The sequence below is a fragment of the Abyssisolibacter fermentans genome (genome assembly GCF_001559865.1).
In the GTDB taxonomy this organism is placed as follows: Bacteria; Bacillota; Clostridia; order Tissierellales; family MCWD3; genus Abyssisolibacter; species Abyssisolibacter fermentans.
This window is the reverse complement of the sequence record NZ_LOHE01000092.1, coordinates 1-17,219: the sequence shown is the minus strand read 5'-3', so window position 1 is coordinate 17,219 and position 17,219 is coordinate 1. Positions and strand designations below refer to the sequence as shown.

At 27.2% G+C, this 17,219-nt stretch carries 14 protein-coding genes and 1 other annotated feature; all 14 genes read left to right on the top strand.

Going from position 1 to position 17,219, the window contains the following annotated elements; translation table 11 throughout:
- Positions 1–12: 12 nt before the first annotated feature.
- The 14 genes from AYC61_RS18395 (at position 13) to AYC61_RS18335 (ending at position 16,978) form a co-directional block, all read left to right on the top strand.
- Positions 13–657, top strand: coding sequence for a flavodoxin family protein (locus tag AYC61_RS18395; RefSeq protein ID WP_242866842.1), 645 nt, complete (start codon positions 13–15; stop codon positions 655–657).
- Positions 658–953: 296 nt separating this feature from the next.
- On the top strand, positions 954–1,526 hold the full coding sequence (pduL, locus tag AYC61_RS18390; RefSeq protein ID WP_066506506.1) for a phosphate propanoyltransferase: 573 nt from the start codon (positions 954–956) through the stop codon (positions 1,524–1,526).
- 13 nt (positions 1,527–1,539) lie between these two features.
- Positions 1,540–2,205 (top strand): deoxyribose-phosphate aldolase, encoded by a 666-nt coding sequence (gene deoC / locus AYC61_RS18385; RefSeq protein WP_066506503.1) that lies wholly within the window; start codon positions 1,540–1,542, stop codon positions 2,203–2,205.
- Between the two features lie 567 nt (positions 2,206–2,772).
- Positions 2,773–2,925 carry a hypothetical protein gene (locus tag AYC61_RS21455; protein ID WP_156456524.1) on the top strand — a complete coding sequence of 51 codons (153 nt, stop codon included), beginning with the start codon at positions 2,773–2,775 and terminating at the stop codon, positions 2,923–2,925.
- Positions 2,909–3,823: an alpha/beta hydrolase gene (locus AYC61_RS18380; protein WP_202906875.1), complete on the top strand. Its 915-nt coding sequence runs from the start codon at positions 2,909–2,911 to the stop codon at positions 3,821–3,823. Before AYC61_RS21455 ends, AYC61_RS18380 begins: the two co-directional genes overlap by 17 nt.
- 136 nt (positions 3,824–3,959) lie before the next feature.
- Positions 3,960–4,324: a binding site (T-box leader), on the top strand.
- A 372-nt stretch (positions 4,325–4,696) separates the two neighbouring features.
- Complete coding sequence (locus tag AYC61_RS18375) at positions 4,697–5,383, top strand: amino acid ABC transporter permease (protein ID WP_066506499.1); 687 nt, start codon at positions 4,697–4,699, stop codon at positions 5,381–5,383.
- Complete coding sequence (locus AYC61_RS18370) at positions 5,370–6,092, top strand: amino acid ABC transporter ATP-binding protein (RefSeq protein ID WP_066506495.1); 723 nt, start codon at positions 5,370–5,372, stop codon at positions 6,090–6,092. The genes AYC61_RS18375 and AYC61_RS18370 overlap by 14 nt, the downstream gene beginning before the upstream one ends.
- A 323-nt stretch (positions 6,093–6,415) precedes the next feature.
- On the top strand, positions 6,416–7,033 hold the full coding sequence (locus AYC61_RS18365) for an SOS response-associated peptidase (protein ID WP_066506494.1): 618 nt from the start codon (positions 6,416–6,418) through the stop codon (positions 7,031–7,033).
- Between the two features lie 465 nt (positions 7,034–7,498).
- A complete protein-coding gene (locus AYC61_RS18360; protein WP_066506493.1) occupies positions 7,499–9,922 on the top strand; it encodes a CotH kinase family protein in 2,424 nt (807 codons plus the stop codon).
- Positions 9,923–9,933: 11 nt separating this feature from the next.
- Positions 9,934–10,518 carry a hypothetical protein gene (locus tag AYC61_RS18355; RefSeq protein WP_066506490.1) on the top strand — a complete coding sequence of 195 codons (585 nt, stop codon included), beginning with the start codon at positions 9,934–9,936 and terminating at the stop codon, positions 10,516–10,518.
- Positions 10,515–11,222: a polyphosphate polymerase domain-containing protein gene (locus tag AYC61_RS18350; protein WP_066506487.1), complete on the top strand. Its 708-nt coding sequence runs from the start codon at positions 10,515–10,517 to the stop codon at positions 11,220–11,222. Before AYC61_RS18355 ends, AYC61_RS18350 begins: the two co-directional genes overlap by 4 nt.
- Before the next feature lie 13 nt (positions 11,223–11,235).
- The gene (locus AYC61_RS18345; RefSeq protein ID WP_066506484.1) at positions 11,236–11,895 is read left to right on the top strand and encodes a DUF4956 domain-containing protein; all 660 of its coding nucleotides are present in this window, start codon (positions 11,236–11,238) and stop codon (positions 11,893–11,895) included.
- A 12-nt stretch (positions 11,896–11,907) separates the two neighbouring features.
- Complete coding sequence (locus AYC61_RS18340; RefSeq protein ID WP_066506482.1) at positions 11,908–14,778, top strand: CotH kinase family protein; 2,871 nt, start codon at positions 11,908–11,910, stop codon at positions 14,776–14,778.
- Positions 14,779–15,064: 286 nt separating this feature from the next.
- Positions 15,065–16,978 (top strand): glycosyltransferase, encoded by a 1,914-nt coding sequence (locus AYC61_RS18335; protein WP_066506480.1) that lies wholly within the window; start codon positions 15,065–15,067, stop codon positions 16,976–16,978.
- The last annotated feature ends 241 nt before the right edge of the window (positions 16,979–17,219 follow it).

Below are 17,219 nucleotides of genomic sequence, written 5' to 3'. Positions count from 1 at the left end.
ACTAGTAGCTTTTTGAAAGATTTAAAAAGCAACGAAGGAGTAGGAGTAGGCAGAGTAAAGTTATTAGGTTGTAGGAGTGATAGAGTGAAAAAAGCATTAGCAATTGTAGGTAGTCCAAGGAGAAATAAAAACACTGAAAAAATAGTAGATAGAATAGTAGAAGGATTACTAGAGAAAGATATTATAGTAAAAAAGGTAAATTTAAAAGATTTGAAAATAACTCCATGTACAGCATGTGGTTATTGCGAAAATGAAGGTTCATGTATTATAGATGATGATATGCAAAATTTGTATAAAGATTTTGATGAAAGTGATATTATTATATTGGGTTCACCGGTTTATTTTAATACAGTAAGCACATATGTTAAAGCAATGATTGATAGATGTCAGATGTTTTGGTCTAGTAAGTATGTATTAAATAAATCAGTTATTGATGCAAATAAGCAGAGACAGGGTGTTTTTGTAGCAGTTGGAGGTGCACCATATACAAAAGGACAATTTGATGCTTGTGTGCCCGTTGTAGATTTGTTTTTTAAATCAATTAATACTAAATATAGCTACAATATTTTATTATCGAATACAGATAAAGTTGATATTACTAAAAGGCAAGACATATTGATTGAGGCTCAAAGAATTGGAAGTGAATTAGTAAAATAAGTTATACTTATCTGAAAAATTTATTGGATTATTTGATTTCTATTGTTAATAATATTTATAGGGTTAATTAAATTTCAAGAGAAATACTAATATCATTTGATTTTTAAAACAAAAACCTTTATAATTTAATGCAGAGTATTAGATATATTGTATCAAAAACTATAAACTTCAAAGTTATTGGAGACAATATGTATACAATAAAATTTAAAATAATACATAATCTCAAATTATTCTTAGAAAATTAAATACGCTACATTCATTATGAATAATTAGGGATAAAAATAGGAGGAATTATAATGAAAACACAATTACCAATAGCTCTATCTAATAAACATATTCACTTAAGCCAGGAGCATGTAGAAATACTTTTTGGTCAAGGATATGAATTAACAAAAATGAAAGATTTGTCTCAACCAGGACAATTTGCTTGTGAAGAAAAAGTAGATATCGTAGGACCAAAAGGTACACTAGCTGGTGTAAGAGTATTAGGACCTGCAAGAAAAGAAACACAGATAGAGATAGCATTAGCAGACGGTTTTAAATTAGGTGTTAAAGCACCAATTAAAGATTCTGGAGACTTAGCTGGTAGTCCAGGAGCAAAGATAGTTGGTCCTAAAGGTGAAGTTACTATAGACCAAGGTGTAATTGTAGCAGCTAGACATATTCATATGCATACAGATGATGCAAAAGAATATGGAGTTGAAGATAAACAAAGAGTAAGTATTAAAGTTAGCGGTCCTAGAGGACTAGTATTTGATAATGTATTAGTAAGAGTAAATCCTGCATATGCTCTAGAAATGCATGTAGATATAGAAGAAGGTAATGCAGCAGGAGTTAGAAATGGAGATTTAGTAGAATTAATAAAATAGTGGAGGTTTTACTATGAATAATATAGCTTCAATGATTGATCATACTTTATTAAAACCAGATGCAACTGTAGATAGTGTAATCAAAGTATGTGAAGAAGCAAAAAAATATAATTTTGCTTCTGTTTGTATTAACCCTTGTCATGTTGAACTTGTTAAAAAAGAACTTGAAGGAAGTGGTGTAAAAGTTACTACTGTTATTGGTTTTCCACTTGGCAGTACAACTCCACAGGTAAAAGCTTTTGAAGCTACACAAGCAGTTAAAGATGGAGCAGATGAGCTTGATATGGTTATAAATATAGGTGCATTAAAAGCTAAAAATTATGACTATGTTAAAAAGGATATAGAAGCTGTTGTCAAAGCTAAAGGTGAAGCGATAGTTAAAGTTATTATAGAAACATGTTTACTTACTGACGAAGAAAAAATTGAAGCTTGTAAGTTAGCAAAAGAAGCTCGTGCTGATTTTGTTAAAACCTCAACTGGTTTTAGTACAGGAGGAGCAACTGTTGAAGATATAAAACTTATGAGAGAAACAGTTGGAAAGGATATTGGAGTAAAAGCTTCTGGTGGAGTAAGAAGTTATGAAACTGCAATAGCCATGATTGAAGCAGGTGCTACTAGAATAGGAGCGAGTGCTTCAGTAGCAATAGCTCAAGGACATCAATCAAATAGTAATTATTAAGACTATAAAATTAATGACATTTTATGAGGGACTAGCTCAATATTATTTTTGAGTTAGTCCCTTAAAATTTAACCCTGATTATTCATATAACTTTGAATAATATACTGTAAGTTTCTGAATTAGAAGATTTCAGTGAATTCGAAGGCATACCGAGTTGGTATGTCAAGAATTTAATGGATATCTTATAAACATAAGCAGAGAACTAAAATCTGTGCTTTTATGTGAATCGCTTACTCATTCGTAGAATGAGCTTCATTAAAAAAAAAGTATTTAATTTTCTATGAATAATCTGGGTTTAATTTTATTATACCAAATATGCTATTTTTATAATGTTTTTTATCTTATTATAAAATTTTAGTGCTTACTCAGGTTCATACATAGAAAATTATGAACAGTGAACTAATAGCTATGATTTTATGTGAATCGCTTATTCCTACAAAAAAGCGGAATAGGAGATTCATTAATAAGTATTCCTTCAGATTAAAGATGTTAAATAAATGGTTGAGCATACCAATTAAGTAATCATATTTTATTTTACATAATAAACAGTATACTATGGTGAGTCATATGAATAATCATAATCAAGGCTTAGATATTATTTTCGATAAATTCCAGAAAGTTGTAAATGCTTTAATTAACAACACAAATATGGTAAAATTGATATCATATAGAAGAATAGAGATACCTAATTGGGGGGAATATTTTGAAGGTTATATATAGTGATTTAGGAATTAATTGGGTAAAATGGAACGAATCAAACTTAACTAAACCAAAGGCAATCATTCAAATTTCTCATGGTATGGCTGAGCACATTGAAAGATATTCTGATTTTGCGCAGTTCATGGTTAATAATGGATTTATTGTATATGGTAATAATCATAGAGGACATGGTAAAAATGCTTTAAATGCAGGAGAAATTGGTTTTTTTGCTGAAACAGATGGTTGGAATAAAGTTGTCAAAGATATGAAGGTTTTAAATGATATAATACATGAAGAAAACCCTGATATTCCTGTTATACTATTAGGACATAGCATGGGCTCATTTTTATCAAGAACATACATGTATATGTATGGGACAACAGTAGATGGAGTAATATTATCTGGCACAGGAAATAATAGCTCTATATTGATGAATTTTGGAATATTGGCATCTAAACTGGAAATAATGTTTAGAGGAAAAAGACATAAGAGCAAGTTTATGGACTCAATGTCATTTGGGGGATTTAATAAAAAATTCAAACCAAATAGGACTAAATTTGATTGGTTAAGTAGAGATGAAAAAGAAGTGGATAAGTATATCAATGATCAGCTATGCGGTCAAATATTTACAGTAGGTTTCTTTTTAGATATGTTAACTGGAGTAAAAAAACTAAATAAGCCTGAAAATCTCAAAAAAATCCCTCGGAATTTGCCAATATTTTTTATTGCTGGAGGAAAAGATCCGGTTGGTAAAAATTCTAAAGGTGTAATAGATTCTTATAATATTTATAAAAAAACAGGAAAAAATAATTTGAAGTATAAAATTTATAAAGATGCAAGACATGAGATTTTGAATGAAATTAATAAGCAAGAAGTTTATGATGATATCTTAGATTGGATTAATAATCAAATATTATAGTTTGATAATACGTGCATATTTAAACAATAAAATAAATTTATATTAATTATTTCTTGACATTATTCTCTTAACAGTTTATAATCATAAAATATAAAATAAAATATTTAATCTTGATTATTCATAAAGTAATCTGGGTTTAAATCCTAAGAAAAAGAGAGTAGATTTTGTGATTGTTTAAGCGAGTCAGAGTTGGTGGGAGTCTGATAACAGTACTTAATCGAAGCGCACTTTGGAGGAGATCTTTTGAAATTAGGCATATGAAAAAATAAATAAGTTAAGTTGCGAAGTAATTTTGATTATTTTCTAGGCACTCAATCACGAACATGCTTACTGTAAGTAAGTGATTGAGTAACAACGAAAATAATCAAAAAGAAGAGTAAGATGACTAGTTTGTTTTTAAATGTGCCTTAGGTAGGAAGATACGGCAAAACCGTTATAAATCATGAGTGGACATAATTATGTCAATTAGAGTGGTAACACGGGATAACTCTCGTCTCTTTATTATGAGACGGGAGTTTTATTTAATTTAGTGTTAATAGCTTACTCTAATTTCATTAATCAATAGAAAAGTATAGAATATAAAATTATCCCTGATTATTCATATAACTCCCCATATGTGCTGAATAAATTTGAATTAGAAAATTCGAGTGATTTGAAGGCATACTGAGTTGGTATGTCAAGAAATTAATGGGTAGCTTATAATCAGAAGGATGTAGTAGAGTATACAATTTACTATGAATATTCTGGGATTATATATGATTATCTATAAATTCGTATTGAATATTTTGTTTTCTGTGATTTTACGCACAAAAATGTTGCTACTTAGCAAACGAACTTTAACAATTTAAACCAATAAATCAAGGAGGTTATTATATGGATTTTAGTTTTCTTTCACAGTATTATAAGTTTTTTTTAAATGGAGCTAAGATAACAATTTTATTATCTTTATTTACAATTTTATTTGGAATAATTATTGGTATTTGTATTGCTTTATTAAAAATTTCAAAAAATAAGATTTGCAAATCAATAGCAACTATTTATGTTGAATTTATTAGAGGTACACCAGTATTGGTTCAGCTTTTCATTGTATATTATGGTTTACCTCAGATAGGAATAGATTTTTCACATATACCAGTTATTGGAAGAGACTATGGAGATTTTATAGCAGCTATAGTAGCTTTATCAATTAATAGTGGAGCATATGTTGCGGAAATAGTTAGAGCGGGTATACAGGCTGTGGATAAAGGTCAAATGGAAGCTTCAAGTTCTTTAGGTATGGACTACAAAATGTCTATGAGATACATTGTTTTACCACAAGCTGTTAAAAATATTTTACCAGCTTTAGGAAATGAATTTATAGCATTAATAAAAGAATCAGCAATAGTGTCTATGATTGGTATTCATGATTTAATGTATAACGCTGAAACTATTAGAGGTAATATATTTAAACCCTTTGAACCACTATTAGTAGTAGCATTCGCATATTTTTTACTAACATTTACACTATCGAAATTCATGTCAATAATTGAAAGGAGGTTAGATACAGGTGATAGTTGTTAATAAATTAAATAAAAAGTTTGGTGAAAACCATGTTTTAAAAGATGTTTATCAAAACATAAAAAAGGGAGAAGTTGTTGTGGTCATAGGACCTAGTGGTTCAGGTAAAAGCACATTCTTAAGGTGTTTAAATTTGCTTGAAGAACCTACTTCAGGTGAAATTATTTTTGAAGGGAATAAAATTGAGAATAATGATAAAATTAATATAACAAGACAAAAAATGGGTATGGTATTTCAACAGTTTAATCTTTTCCCACATATGACTGTATTAGAAAATATAACGATAGCACCTATTAAAGTAAAAGGAGAGGATAAAGCTTTAGCTGAAAAAAAAGCTAGAAGCTTACTAAAAAGAGTTGGTCTTTCTGAAAAAGCTAGTAGCTATCCTAAACAGCTTTCAGGAGGGCAGAAACAAAGAATAGCTATAGCTAGAGCATTAGCTATGGAACCGGATGTTTTATTGTTTGATGAACCAACTTCAGCACTAGATCCCGAAATGGTTGGTGAAGTACTAGATGTAATGAAAGAATTAGCATCAGAAGGAATGACAATGATTGTAGTAACTCATGAAATGGGCTTCGCAAAAGAAGTAGGTTCAAGAGTAATATTCATGGACGAAGGAGAAATTATAGAGGAAAATACACCTGGGGAGTTATTTGCAAATCCTTCACATCCAAGAACTAAAGAGTTTTTAAGTAAAGTACTAATTTAAACCTAGATTATTTATAGCTATATGAACAACTACTATGGTTATTGTATATTAATCATCAAATTTTATTAATACTATTATTATTATAAATAATATAGTTTCTTTCTATACTATAGTATTATATAATAAAACAAGGCGTAAGATGTTCGTCACCTCTATAGTGGCAAGTAACTAATTAGATTAAACAGGCGGAGTGCTATATTCTGCCTTGTTGAAACGGTGTGTTACAATTACTCGTAATTGCTTCCGTTTTTTGTGAATCCTTGCTCCTAGGAACGAAGTGAGTAGGAGTTTCAATTGTTATAACATAGAAAGAGGATGATTTTATGTGTGGTAGGTTCTTAATGGGAGCAACGCTTGAAGAGTTATTAAAAAGATACAAAATACAAGAGGATGTTGAAAAAGAGTTTAAATATGGAGAAATATTTCCTAATGATACTTCCATAGTAGTAGTTCGAGATAAGCAAAATTTTTTGAAAAATATGAAATGGGGTTTTATAAATCCGTATAATAATAGACCAATAATAAATGCTAGAAGTGAAACTGTTTATCAGAAATCAATGTTTAAAGATTCTTTTAATAAAAGAAGATGTCTGATACCAGTTACTGCTTTTTACGAATGGAAAAAAGAGCACAAGACTTCTGTTAAATATGAAATAAAAATAGCTAATAAAAATATTTTTTCGTTAGCAGGGATATATATTTCATATAAAGATAACAAAAATCAAACCTACACTGTTTTCACAATTTTAACAACTTCACCCAGTAAACCTATTGAAGATATTCATGGACGAATGCCGGTGATAATAAATGAAGAATTTGAAGAAGAATGGTTATCTAATAAAGATACAAATTTTGAATTTACAAAAAGCCTCATGAAGCCATACCAAGATTCTTTGCTTATAAAACAAGCTGATAGCCATAATGATTTAAGATTGTTTTAATTCTTTTATCATCATGGCTATCAGTTTAAATTTCTTTTTTAAATGCTAAAAGGATATATTTATCTTCTAAAGTCTTTTCTAATTTTTTGATTTGCTCTAAATCTTTTTCATCAATACTTGCCAATGGCATTTCATTTACATTCATGTGTAATCCTCCTTATATGATCCCAGATTATTCATAGAAAATTAAATTTTATTTATTAACAAACCTCATTCTTCGACTGAATAAGCTGCAAAGTACAACCTCATTTTTCAAATGCTTAAGCGATTGACATAAAATCATGATTTTAGATTTCTGCAGTTATACAGCATATTATCGGAATTAAATGAATAATCAGGGATATCTATTAATCTAGTTTACCCGTGAAAAGAAAAATCATACCTATATTTTTAAGTATTTTATTGCTGTATAAAGTGTGGTATAATGTTTTAGAAGATTATACCTGTAAGCGTGGAGGTTTTGAAATGAAGAAATACCATAAAATAGCATTAGCTGTTGCTTGTGCTTTTTTGATTGTAATATGTTTTTTATTTAAAAAAATGCATAACGATAATATTGATTTAAATTTATATGATCCACATGAATTTAATTTTACATTTTCTATGAAAGACATAGAAGTTTTAAATACGTACAATTCAAGTGTTACATCAAATAATAAAAAAAGAAAGGTCAAATTAAATATTGATAATGATATCTATGAAGTTAAAATAGATAAAATAAAAGATTATTTATTGAGTAATTTTACAGAAGAAGAAAGAATATCGTTTGAATTAATATTTAAAGATGACAATATGTTTACAAAATCAAATAAAATTAATGCTTTAGCATACAGTAATGACATTATTGACAAATCAATTAAATTAAATTATTTAGCTAAAAAGTTTGGATTAATAGTGCCTAGTATGGAGCTTGCAAGAATTGGTATTAATGGAAATGATAAAGGATATTTCTTATTGAGCCAGTGTTATGATAAAAAGTTCTTAGAAGAAAATAACTTTAAAAATGCTGCAATAGTTAAGATTAAAAATGATCAAAATTATAGTATTGATGTATTATGTAATAATAGCATCGAGCAAAATATTAAACAATTGTGCAAGGATATTTTATCCGAATCTAAAAATAAAGAGTACTTAGATGATGAATATATCAAAAATATGGGTGCAGTAAATTATATACTAGATTCTGATATTGGAATAAAGGAAGAATCAGTATTTTTATTTGACATTAATAATATGAAAATATACCCAATAATGGATAGTAGTATGATAAATTGTACATATGATAATAATTTAATCAATTTAGAAGCTTACATAATTAAGCATAATGATGAGATTGAGACTTATGTGAATAATTTGAATGTAAATTTAGATGATTTTTCTAATAATGGATTTGCAAATTCAACAGGTATAATTAATAATAAAGCTTATCTTAAGAAATTATATATTGGTAATAAAGAAGCATATATAAATGAAAAAGACAAAATAATATTTGTAAATTTACCAAAGGGAACAAAAGTAATTAATAACATTAAATATGAGCTTAATACTAATAAAGATGTTTTTATAAGGGATTATCAAAAACAAAAAGTTATATTAAAAAACAATACAAATTATAATTTTAATAAATATATTTATCAAGGTGAAATTACAATAGATGGTAATCAAATTCCTTATGATATTTTTATTACAACTGGACAAGCTAATTTATTATATATTAATACAGAAAAACATGGAAAGTTACAGCCAATAGATTCAAAAAATAAAAATTCATGTAAAATGATTTATATGCAATCTGGTGGAAAATTGCAAAGTTTAACTGGTGGAATTGAAATCTATGAGGATGAAAATCAGCCAAAGAAAAATTATTCTATCAAACTTAACAATGGATACAATATAGATGAATTAGAAGATGTTCGCGAAATTATATTGGATGGTATAGATAGTGATGAGTCTCTGATAAGAAAGAAATTAATGTTAGACATTATGCAAAGTATTAATAAACAATATGAGCAAAAATCACAGTTTGTTGAAGTATTAATAAATGGTGAGTATGCTGGTCTTTATGTTATGTCACCTAAAATTGACGAAGATTTTTTAAAGCTTGATGATTATGATAAAGATGATGAAGATAATAACGCTTTATTATTTAAAGCAACAGATGTAAATGCAGATTTCACCTCAAATAATACATTGTTAAATTTACATGATAAAAAATACGAAGATTTTCCAAAAGGATTGCAACCTATGAATAAGGATGATGATCCAATATTAGGTTGGCATAGTGGTTATAAACAAAAAATACCTCGAATAAATGAATTTGGTGAAAGATGGAGTAAACTAGAAGAATTAATTAAATTTGTAGCTACAGCTAGTGATGAAGAATTTAATAAAAATATATTTAATCTAATTGATAAAAAACAATACATAGAAGCATGTGTAATTTCACAAATGATTGGAGCTGCTAGTGAATCAGTACAAAATCAATATTTGTGGAAGGAAAAAGGAGAAAATCAGAAATTCAAATTTATTCCTAATGAATACCGCAAAGCTTTTGGTTTAGATAATAATTATAATAAAATACATGCTCAAAGTTGGGTTACAAATAGACTTTTTAATAGATGTATGAATATACCAGAATTTAATAATGAGTTTTGGATCAGAGTTAAACAAGTTACTTTAGATGATAAAAGGAAGGATTTTATATCTAATAAAATAAATGAGTATCAAAAGATAATTGATTCAGCCCGTATTAGGAATTATTTAAGATGGAAGAGATATTATAGTAGTGTATTATCTAACATAAATTCAACTACTAAAGAAATAGAGGACATTGAAAATTGGATGAATAATAGATTGAACTGGCTTAAGGCAGAAAGTGTTAAACATTAAGAGGTGAAAGAATGAAAAATAAAAAGCTGTTTTTGATTAGCTTAATTATGTTGTTAATAGTAGTCTGGATTATTAATGATAAGCTATTATATAAAGAATATGATTTTAGCAAGCAGTTTGAATATAACTATTTAGATAAAAAAGGCACAAAGGTGCTTGAGGATTGCAGAGATTTATATGATTTATATATAGAAGATAATAATAATCAGATTCTTAATAGTGTAAATATAATTAATATGCTAGATTATCTTTTATACGAATCTAAAATAAGTATTTCTGTATATCATGATATATTAAATACTATGCTAAGTATTGATGGAAAGAAGAATTTTGATATTAGTAAAAAACAAATATATGAATTAGAAAAATTCATGACTAGAAAAAGAAAGACTGGCATTATATATCAAAAATATATAGTTTCAAAACCGGTTATTAATGAGACAAATGAAGAAAGAACTGCTTATGTTATAGTAGAAAAGTATTTTAATACAGGTACAGAGTATTTTAAATATGAATTTGTAAAAGAAGGACAAGCCTGGAAGTATAAAGGTTTTAGTAATATAGACGGTGTTAGAATAGTGGTGGATGAAGAATGATGAAGAATGATAAACAAATATATAATAGAGTATATAGAAATGAGATAAAGTTTTATATTGACAATCATGGATATATGCATTTAAGTAAATTATTGAGTAAAACTTTGAGTTTAGATAAAAATTCAGGCAGTAACAATGAGTACTGGATTAGAAGTTTATATTTTGATAGTATGTACGATAGGGATTATTTTGATAAAGTAGTAGGAAGTCAAAATAGGAAGAAAATTAGGCTTAGGATTTATGATATAGCTCAAGAAAAAGTAAAGCTAGAGATAAAAAATAAATTCGATCAATATATGCTTAAAGAAAGTGTTACAATAGGCAGACAGGATGCAATTGATCTCATAAAAGGTAACAAGGAAGTTCTGTTAAAATATAACAATAAGACCGCAAATAGAGTTTACTATTTTATGAATAAAGAATTCTATCAGCCTAAAGTTATTGTAGATTATAAAAGAGAAGCATATACCTGTCCTGTTCAAGATATTAGAATAACTTTTGATAAGGATATTAGAACTACAATTACTGATTTTAATATTTTTGATGATAAACTTAATACAATTCCAATTTTCAAGCAGCATACTATGGTTATGGAAGTAAAATATAATAGATTTCTTCCTGATTGGATTAAAGACATGCTTTCAAATATAAATGGCGATAAATGCGCAATTAGCAAATATTGTTTAAGTAGAAATATTTTTTAAGGAGGAATAAATAATGAATTTAATTGAATTTATTAATTCTACTAGTAGAGGTTTAACAGTTAGACAAGTAGTATTAAATATGGTTATAACATTAGTTATAGCAATGTTTATTTATTTAGTTTATGAAAAGACATATGATGGAGTAATGTATTCAAAGAGTTTTAACGTAACAATAGTACTAGTTTCTGTTGTTACAGCGATGGTAATGATGGTTATAGGTAGTAACTTAGCTTTATCATTAGGTATGGTAGGTGCACTGTCAATTATAAGATTTAGAGCAGCAGTTAAAGATCCAAAAGACATAGGATTTTTATTTTGGGGGATAGCAGTAGGGTTATCAGCTGGTACAGGATCTTACATGATAGCAGTAGTTGGGTCAATAGTTATAGCAATAATTATATTAGTATTATCATATAGTAAAACAGATAATTCTTCGTATTTATTTATAATTAAAGGAAGCAATATTGAAGAAAGAAATATAGAGGAAATTTTAAAGCATAATTGTTTAAAGTATAAATTAAAAATGAGAAATATAAGTCCTATGTTCAACGAAATTATTTTTGAAATTAAATTAAAACAAAATAAAGAAAATGATTTAATTAAAGCTGTTAATTCTTTAGATAACTCGCTTACAATTAATATTGTTTCTCATGAAGGTGAAATCGTAGGTTAGTAGGTGAATAGAATGTTTAAAAAGGAGTACTTTTTAAAAAAAACTGTTTTATATTTATTTGTATTAATATGTGTTACATTTATATATTTTGAATTTAAAAATTATAACGAGTCTGTGCAAGTAATGGACTTATATTCAGTTAATAGTGAAATAAATAAAATTGATTTAAAGATATCCTCTGATGACCTAATTTCATTAAATAGTAATAATGGTAATATGTTTTGGAGAAGTGTAAAAATGAAGAAAGATTCAGACTATACAATAATTGATATACGTAATAGCAAAGATGAAAATGCACCATTTGAAATTAGAATAGATGATGAAGTTTACAAATTATATAAAATTAACGAAACTAATATTAAAAAATTTGCGTTTGTACAGGTTTCAAAACTAAGTAATATAAAGTCATCAGATTTAGAAATAAAAGAATTGTTTTTTAATGAAGTAGATATGGGTACTTACATAATGGAAAAAAAGGTTTATGAATTAGTTCGTAATGATGAAATAGGATATTTTGTTTCTTTAAACAGTGAAACTGAATATATAAGGAATTTAAGATATACTGTTGATAATGAAATGCTAAGTTCTTTAGAATTTTTTTATACAAAAATGTTAAGTAAATATATTGTGATACACAAAATGTTTAATGGCAAGGATAATTATAATTTCAATAATCTATATTTCTTGTACAACAGTGAAGATAATAAACTAGAGCCATATATATGTATGGATAATGTTTCTTATAAACTAAATGATGTTTCTATAAATTTATCGAAGTTAATTAATAGTTCAAATGAATACAAAAATATGATAGTTAAAGTTGCTGAAGATGATAATTATTTAAATAATATTATTGAATTGCAGCAAAAAATTTATAAACAATTTGATGAGTATATTAAAGATGATGATCTAAAGAATAGAGAACTCTTAATAAAAAGAGGAGATGAAATAAGAAAAGGTATTGATACAAATCAAAATTCATTAACTGGTACTAGAGTAAAATATGCAGTAGATGGTAAATGGAAATATTTAAAGCTTTCTCATAAAAGTGGTTTTTATGAGGATAGTTTTGAATTAAGCTTTGATTATGATGAAAACTATAGATTATATTATACATTAGACGGATCTGAGCCAACAACAAATTCAATCTTGTATACTAAACCAATAAAGATGAATGATAGAAGTAGTGAAGAAGATGTGTTATCTAAGATAAGTACAACATCAGTAGAATGGAAGAAACCTTTAACAAAAAGTTTTAAAGCAGCTGTAATAAGATTTCGTGTTTTTGAAAATGAAACTCCTGTAAGTGATATTATAACAAATTCTTATTTTATAGCTCCAAACATGAAGAATAAATATTCATTTCCAATTATATCATTAGTAACTGATAGAGATAATTTATTTAGCTATGATAAGGGAATTTATGTATTAGGAAAGTCAAGAGCTTGGTGGAAAAGTAGAAATAGAGGGGCTAAACCAAGTAGAGGTAGCTTTGCCAATTATACAAGAAGAGGTCGTGAGTGGGAAAGACCAGTTCATATTGAATGGTTTGAACCTGATGGAACTGAAGGATTTTCATTAAATATGGGAACTAGAATAAATGGTGGTTGGAGTAGAAGTTATCCAATGAAACCATTAAGGTTCTATGCTCGAAAGGAATATGATGAAAAAAATATTATTAATTATGAAATGTTTCCAGGGTTAAAAAAAGAAAATAGTGATGAGAGTATAAATACATTTAAGAGATTCTTATTAAGAAATTCAGGACATGATGTTGTTTTAACTATGTTTGAGGATGCTATGACGCATAGTCTTATGGAAGATATTAAACTTGATGTACAAGCATATAGACCAGTTATACTATTTATTAATGGTGAATATTGGGGGATTCATAATCTTAGAGAAAGACAAGATGAGTATTATATAGCTTCGCATTATGATATGAACCCCGAGGAATTTGTTATACTAGAAAATAGATATGCTACTTTGCATGGACAGCCAAACGATAAAAAGCATTTTTTAGATATACTAAATTATATAAAATCGCATGATATTAGACAGAAAGAAGTTTATGATAATATTAAAACTAAAATTGACATTGACAATTTTATAAATTATTATGCTTTAGAAATATATTTGGTTAATCTTGATTGGCCGGGAAACAATTCAAAATTGTGGAGAAAAAATACTGAAACTTATGAGCCTAATAGTCCATATGGTTATGATGGAAGATGGAGATGGCTATTGTATGATACTGAAGGTGGATTTAAATATTATAGATATAATATGATAGAATATATGACTGTTGAAGGTCAAAAAACAGGTTTAAATGCTGAATGGGCTACTTTTCTGTTTAGATCATTATTAAAAAATGATGAGTTTAAAAATGCTTTTTTAGCTAGAACGGCAGATATGTTAAATACAAATTTAAGACCTGAGCATGTGATAGAGAGAATTGATGAATATCAAGCACTAGTAAGACCAGAGATACAGGAACATATCAATAGATGGAACACTTGTGGCAAATCTATGGAAGGATGGCTGAAAAATGTAAACGTACTTAAAGAATTTGCTGCAAATAGACCCAAATTTTTATTTAAAAACTTTTGTAATCATTTTAATATTAATGGCTCTTGCAAAATTAATTATAAAATAAATAATAGTAATGGAGGAACTATTAAAATTAACGATTACGAAGTAAATATTAAAAATGGTGAATTTGAAGGGAATTATTTTATTGGTGTTAAAAATAAAGTGGAAGCAATTCCTAATGAGGACTTTATTTTTAAAGGTTGGAAGGGAAGTATAAATGGTAGTGAACCTACCATATACATACAACCAAGTGATGATTGCTTTTTAGAAGCTGTTTTTGAAAAGAAATAAGTTTCATATAAAATAATCTAAAGGGACTACTCAAAAAATATTTTGAGACAGTCCCTTTATTTAATGCATGGAATTAAATAAAGGTGCAAGATGTTCGCTAACTTTATAGAGGCAAGTAACTAATTAGATTTTACAGGCGGTGTGCATATACTTTGCCTTGTTGAAACGTTGTGCTGCAATTACTTCGTAATAGCCTTGTTATAAACATTTTTTTAGTTTGTACATATATTGAAATATAAAAAGATATAAACTCTAAACACTCGCTTAATACTTAGGAGTGGTATATATGAATACTTTAGTTAGCATTATAATTCCTGTTCATAATTGTGAGAAATATATAGGTGAGTGTATTAATAGTATAATAAATCAAACCTATAATAATATAGAGATAATAATTGTAGATGCAAAATCTGATGACAACACATTAAGTGAAGTTAAGAAATTTAATGATACAAGGATAAAGCTAATAAAACTTGTCTCAAATGTAGGATTGAGTGAAGCATTTCAGATAGGATTTATAAACTCAAAAGGAAATTTTATAGTAAGAAATGATCCAGACGATATTTCAACTGAAAACAGAATAGCTGAACAAGTTAGCTATTTACAAAATGATAATAGTAAGCTGATGGTATCTTGTTTAATAAAGTGTATTAGTGAAGACGAAAAATTCAATAAATTATGCGAGCGTATACAAAATATACAAAATGCCTATAAAGATCAATTAGAAATTGAAAAAGCAATCATATCAGATTTTATTCCTGTTTTTTTTCCAACAGTGATGTTTAGAAGAGAATTATATACAAAAGCTAATATAAATTGTAATAGTCATAAATTTAATGATCAAATTGATTTATTTTTAAATTTTTTAAAAATTTCTTCTTTAGAAAAAATACAAAAAGAATTATATATATATAGAAGACATAACAATGCTTATCACATACAATATAATAATGAATATAACAAATATATTTTAGATTGCTTAAATAAAAGTGGAATCAAAGATTTTTTAGAAGCTAGAAAACTAAGAGATAATAAAAGGTTACACGATATTAAGATAAATTCTGATAAAGATTATAGTAATATAAGGGTATTGCTTTTGGTAGATACTTTAGATATAGGTGGAACTGAAACACATGTATTGAGTTTAGCAAAAGAATTAAATAAAAGAGGAATTCATGTTGTAGTAGGTACTTCTGGAGGTCCATTAAGATATATGTTTGACAAATATGGAATCAAAGTAGTTAATATTCCTATAACCCATAATAATTTAAATACAAAAAAATCATATGGGTCAATTGGAGAAATAAATAAATTAATTTGTAAAGAGAATATTAATATTGTTCACAGTCATTTGTTTGCAAGTATGAAGATAGGTGCAGAAATTTATAAAAACTACAAAATACCTCATATAATAACGCTCCATGGTCTTTATTATAATGATGAAATTATATGGACAACATGTATAGATGCTACTAAAATAATAACAGTAAGTAAACCTGTAAAAAATATGGTAGTAGGAAAATTTGGAGGCAATATAAAAAATAAATTAGTAATAATTCCAAATGGAGTTGATAATGATCAATTTACTGTAATTAATGATAGAAAAAGAATTGAACTAGGTATATCTGAAGATGCCATAGTTGCAGTATATTGCAGTAGATTATCTAAGAATAAAGCCATTGCAGCGAAGGTTTTTTTGAGGAGCTGTTATGGAATAGGTAAAGAATATAATAATTTTAAAGGTATAATTATAGGTGATGGACATGAAAAATGGACTATTTTAAATGAAGCAAATCAAAAGAATTGTAATCTTGGTAGAGATTTACTCAGTGTAATAGGTTTTAAGCTAAATGTTAAAGATTACTATAATATTGCTGATATTGTAGTTGGTACTGGTAGAGTTGCAATTGAAGCGATGGCATGTTCAAAACCAGTTATAGGATTAGGGGATAAAGGATGTAGTGGACTTGTTTGTTCTCAGACAAAAGAAAGACAGATGTTAGAATATTTTGGTGATCATGCAGCAAGGTATGGATTCAGTAATAATAAAGTAGTTAAAGAACTTAAATATCTCATTGACAATCCCGGTTTGAGAAAAGAACTGGGGGAATGGGGGAGAAAATGGTGTTTAGAAAATTATAATATACAAAATGTAGCTAATAGAATTATAGAGATATATAATTCATCAATAAATGCCTAGATATATTTATAAATATGGAATTGTATTTTATGATGATAGTATTGAACACTTTTAGAAAGTGTTCTTTTTTATATAATAAGAAAGTTCAACTTTTTTAATAAGAGTTCAAAAAAATTGCTAAAATAGCTAGGGTAAACCTTTGAGTAAAGTATGGCTCAATGTTTTTGTGTTGAAGCTTTACAAGACATTTTTTTTACTCGGAGATGCCTATATTTTTTTGATTATATGAAGATGAAAAAAT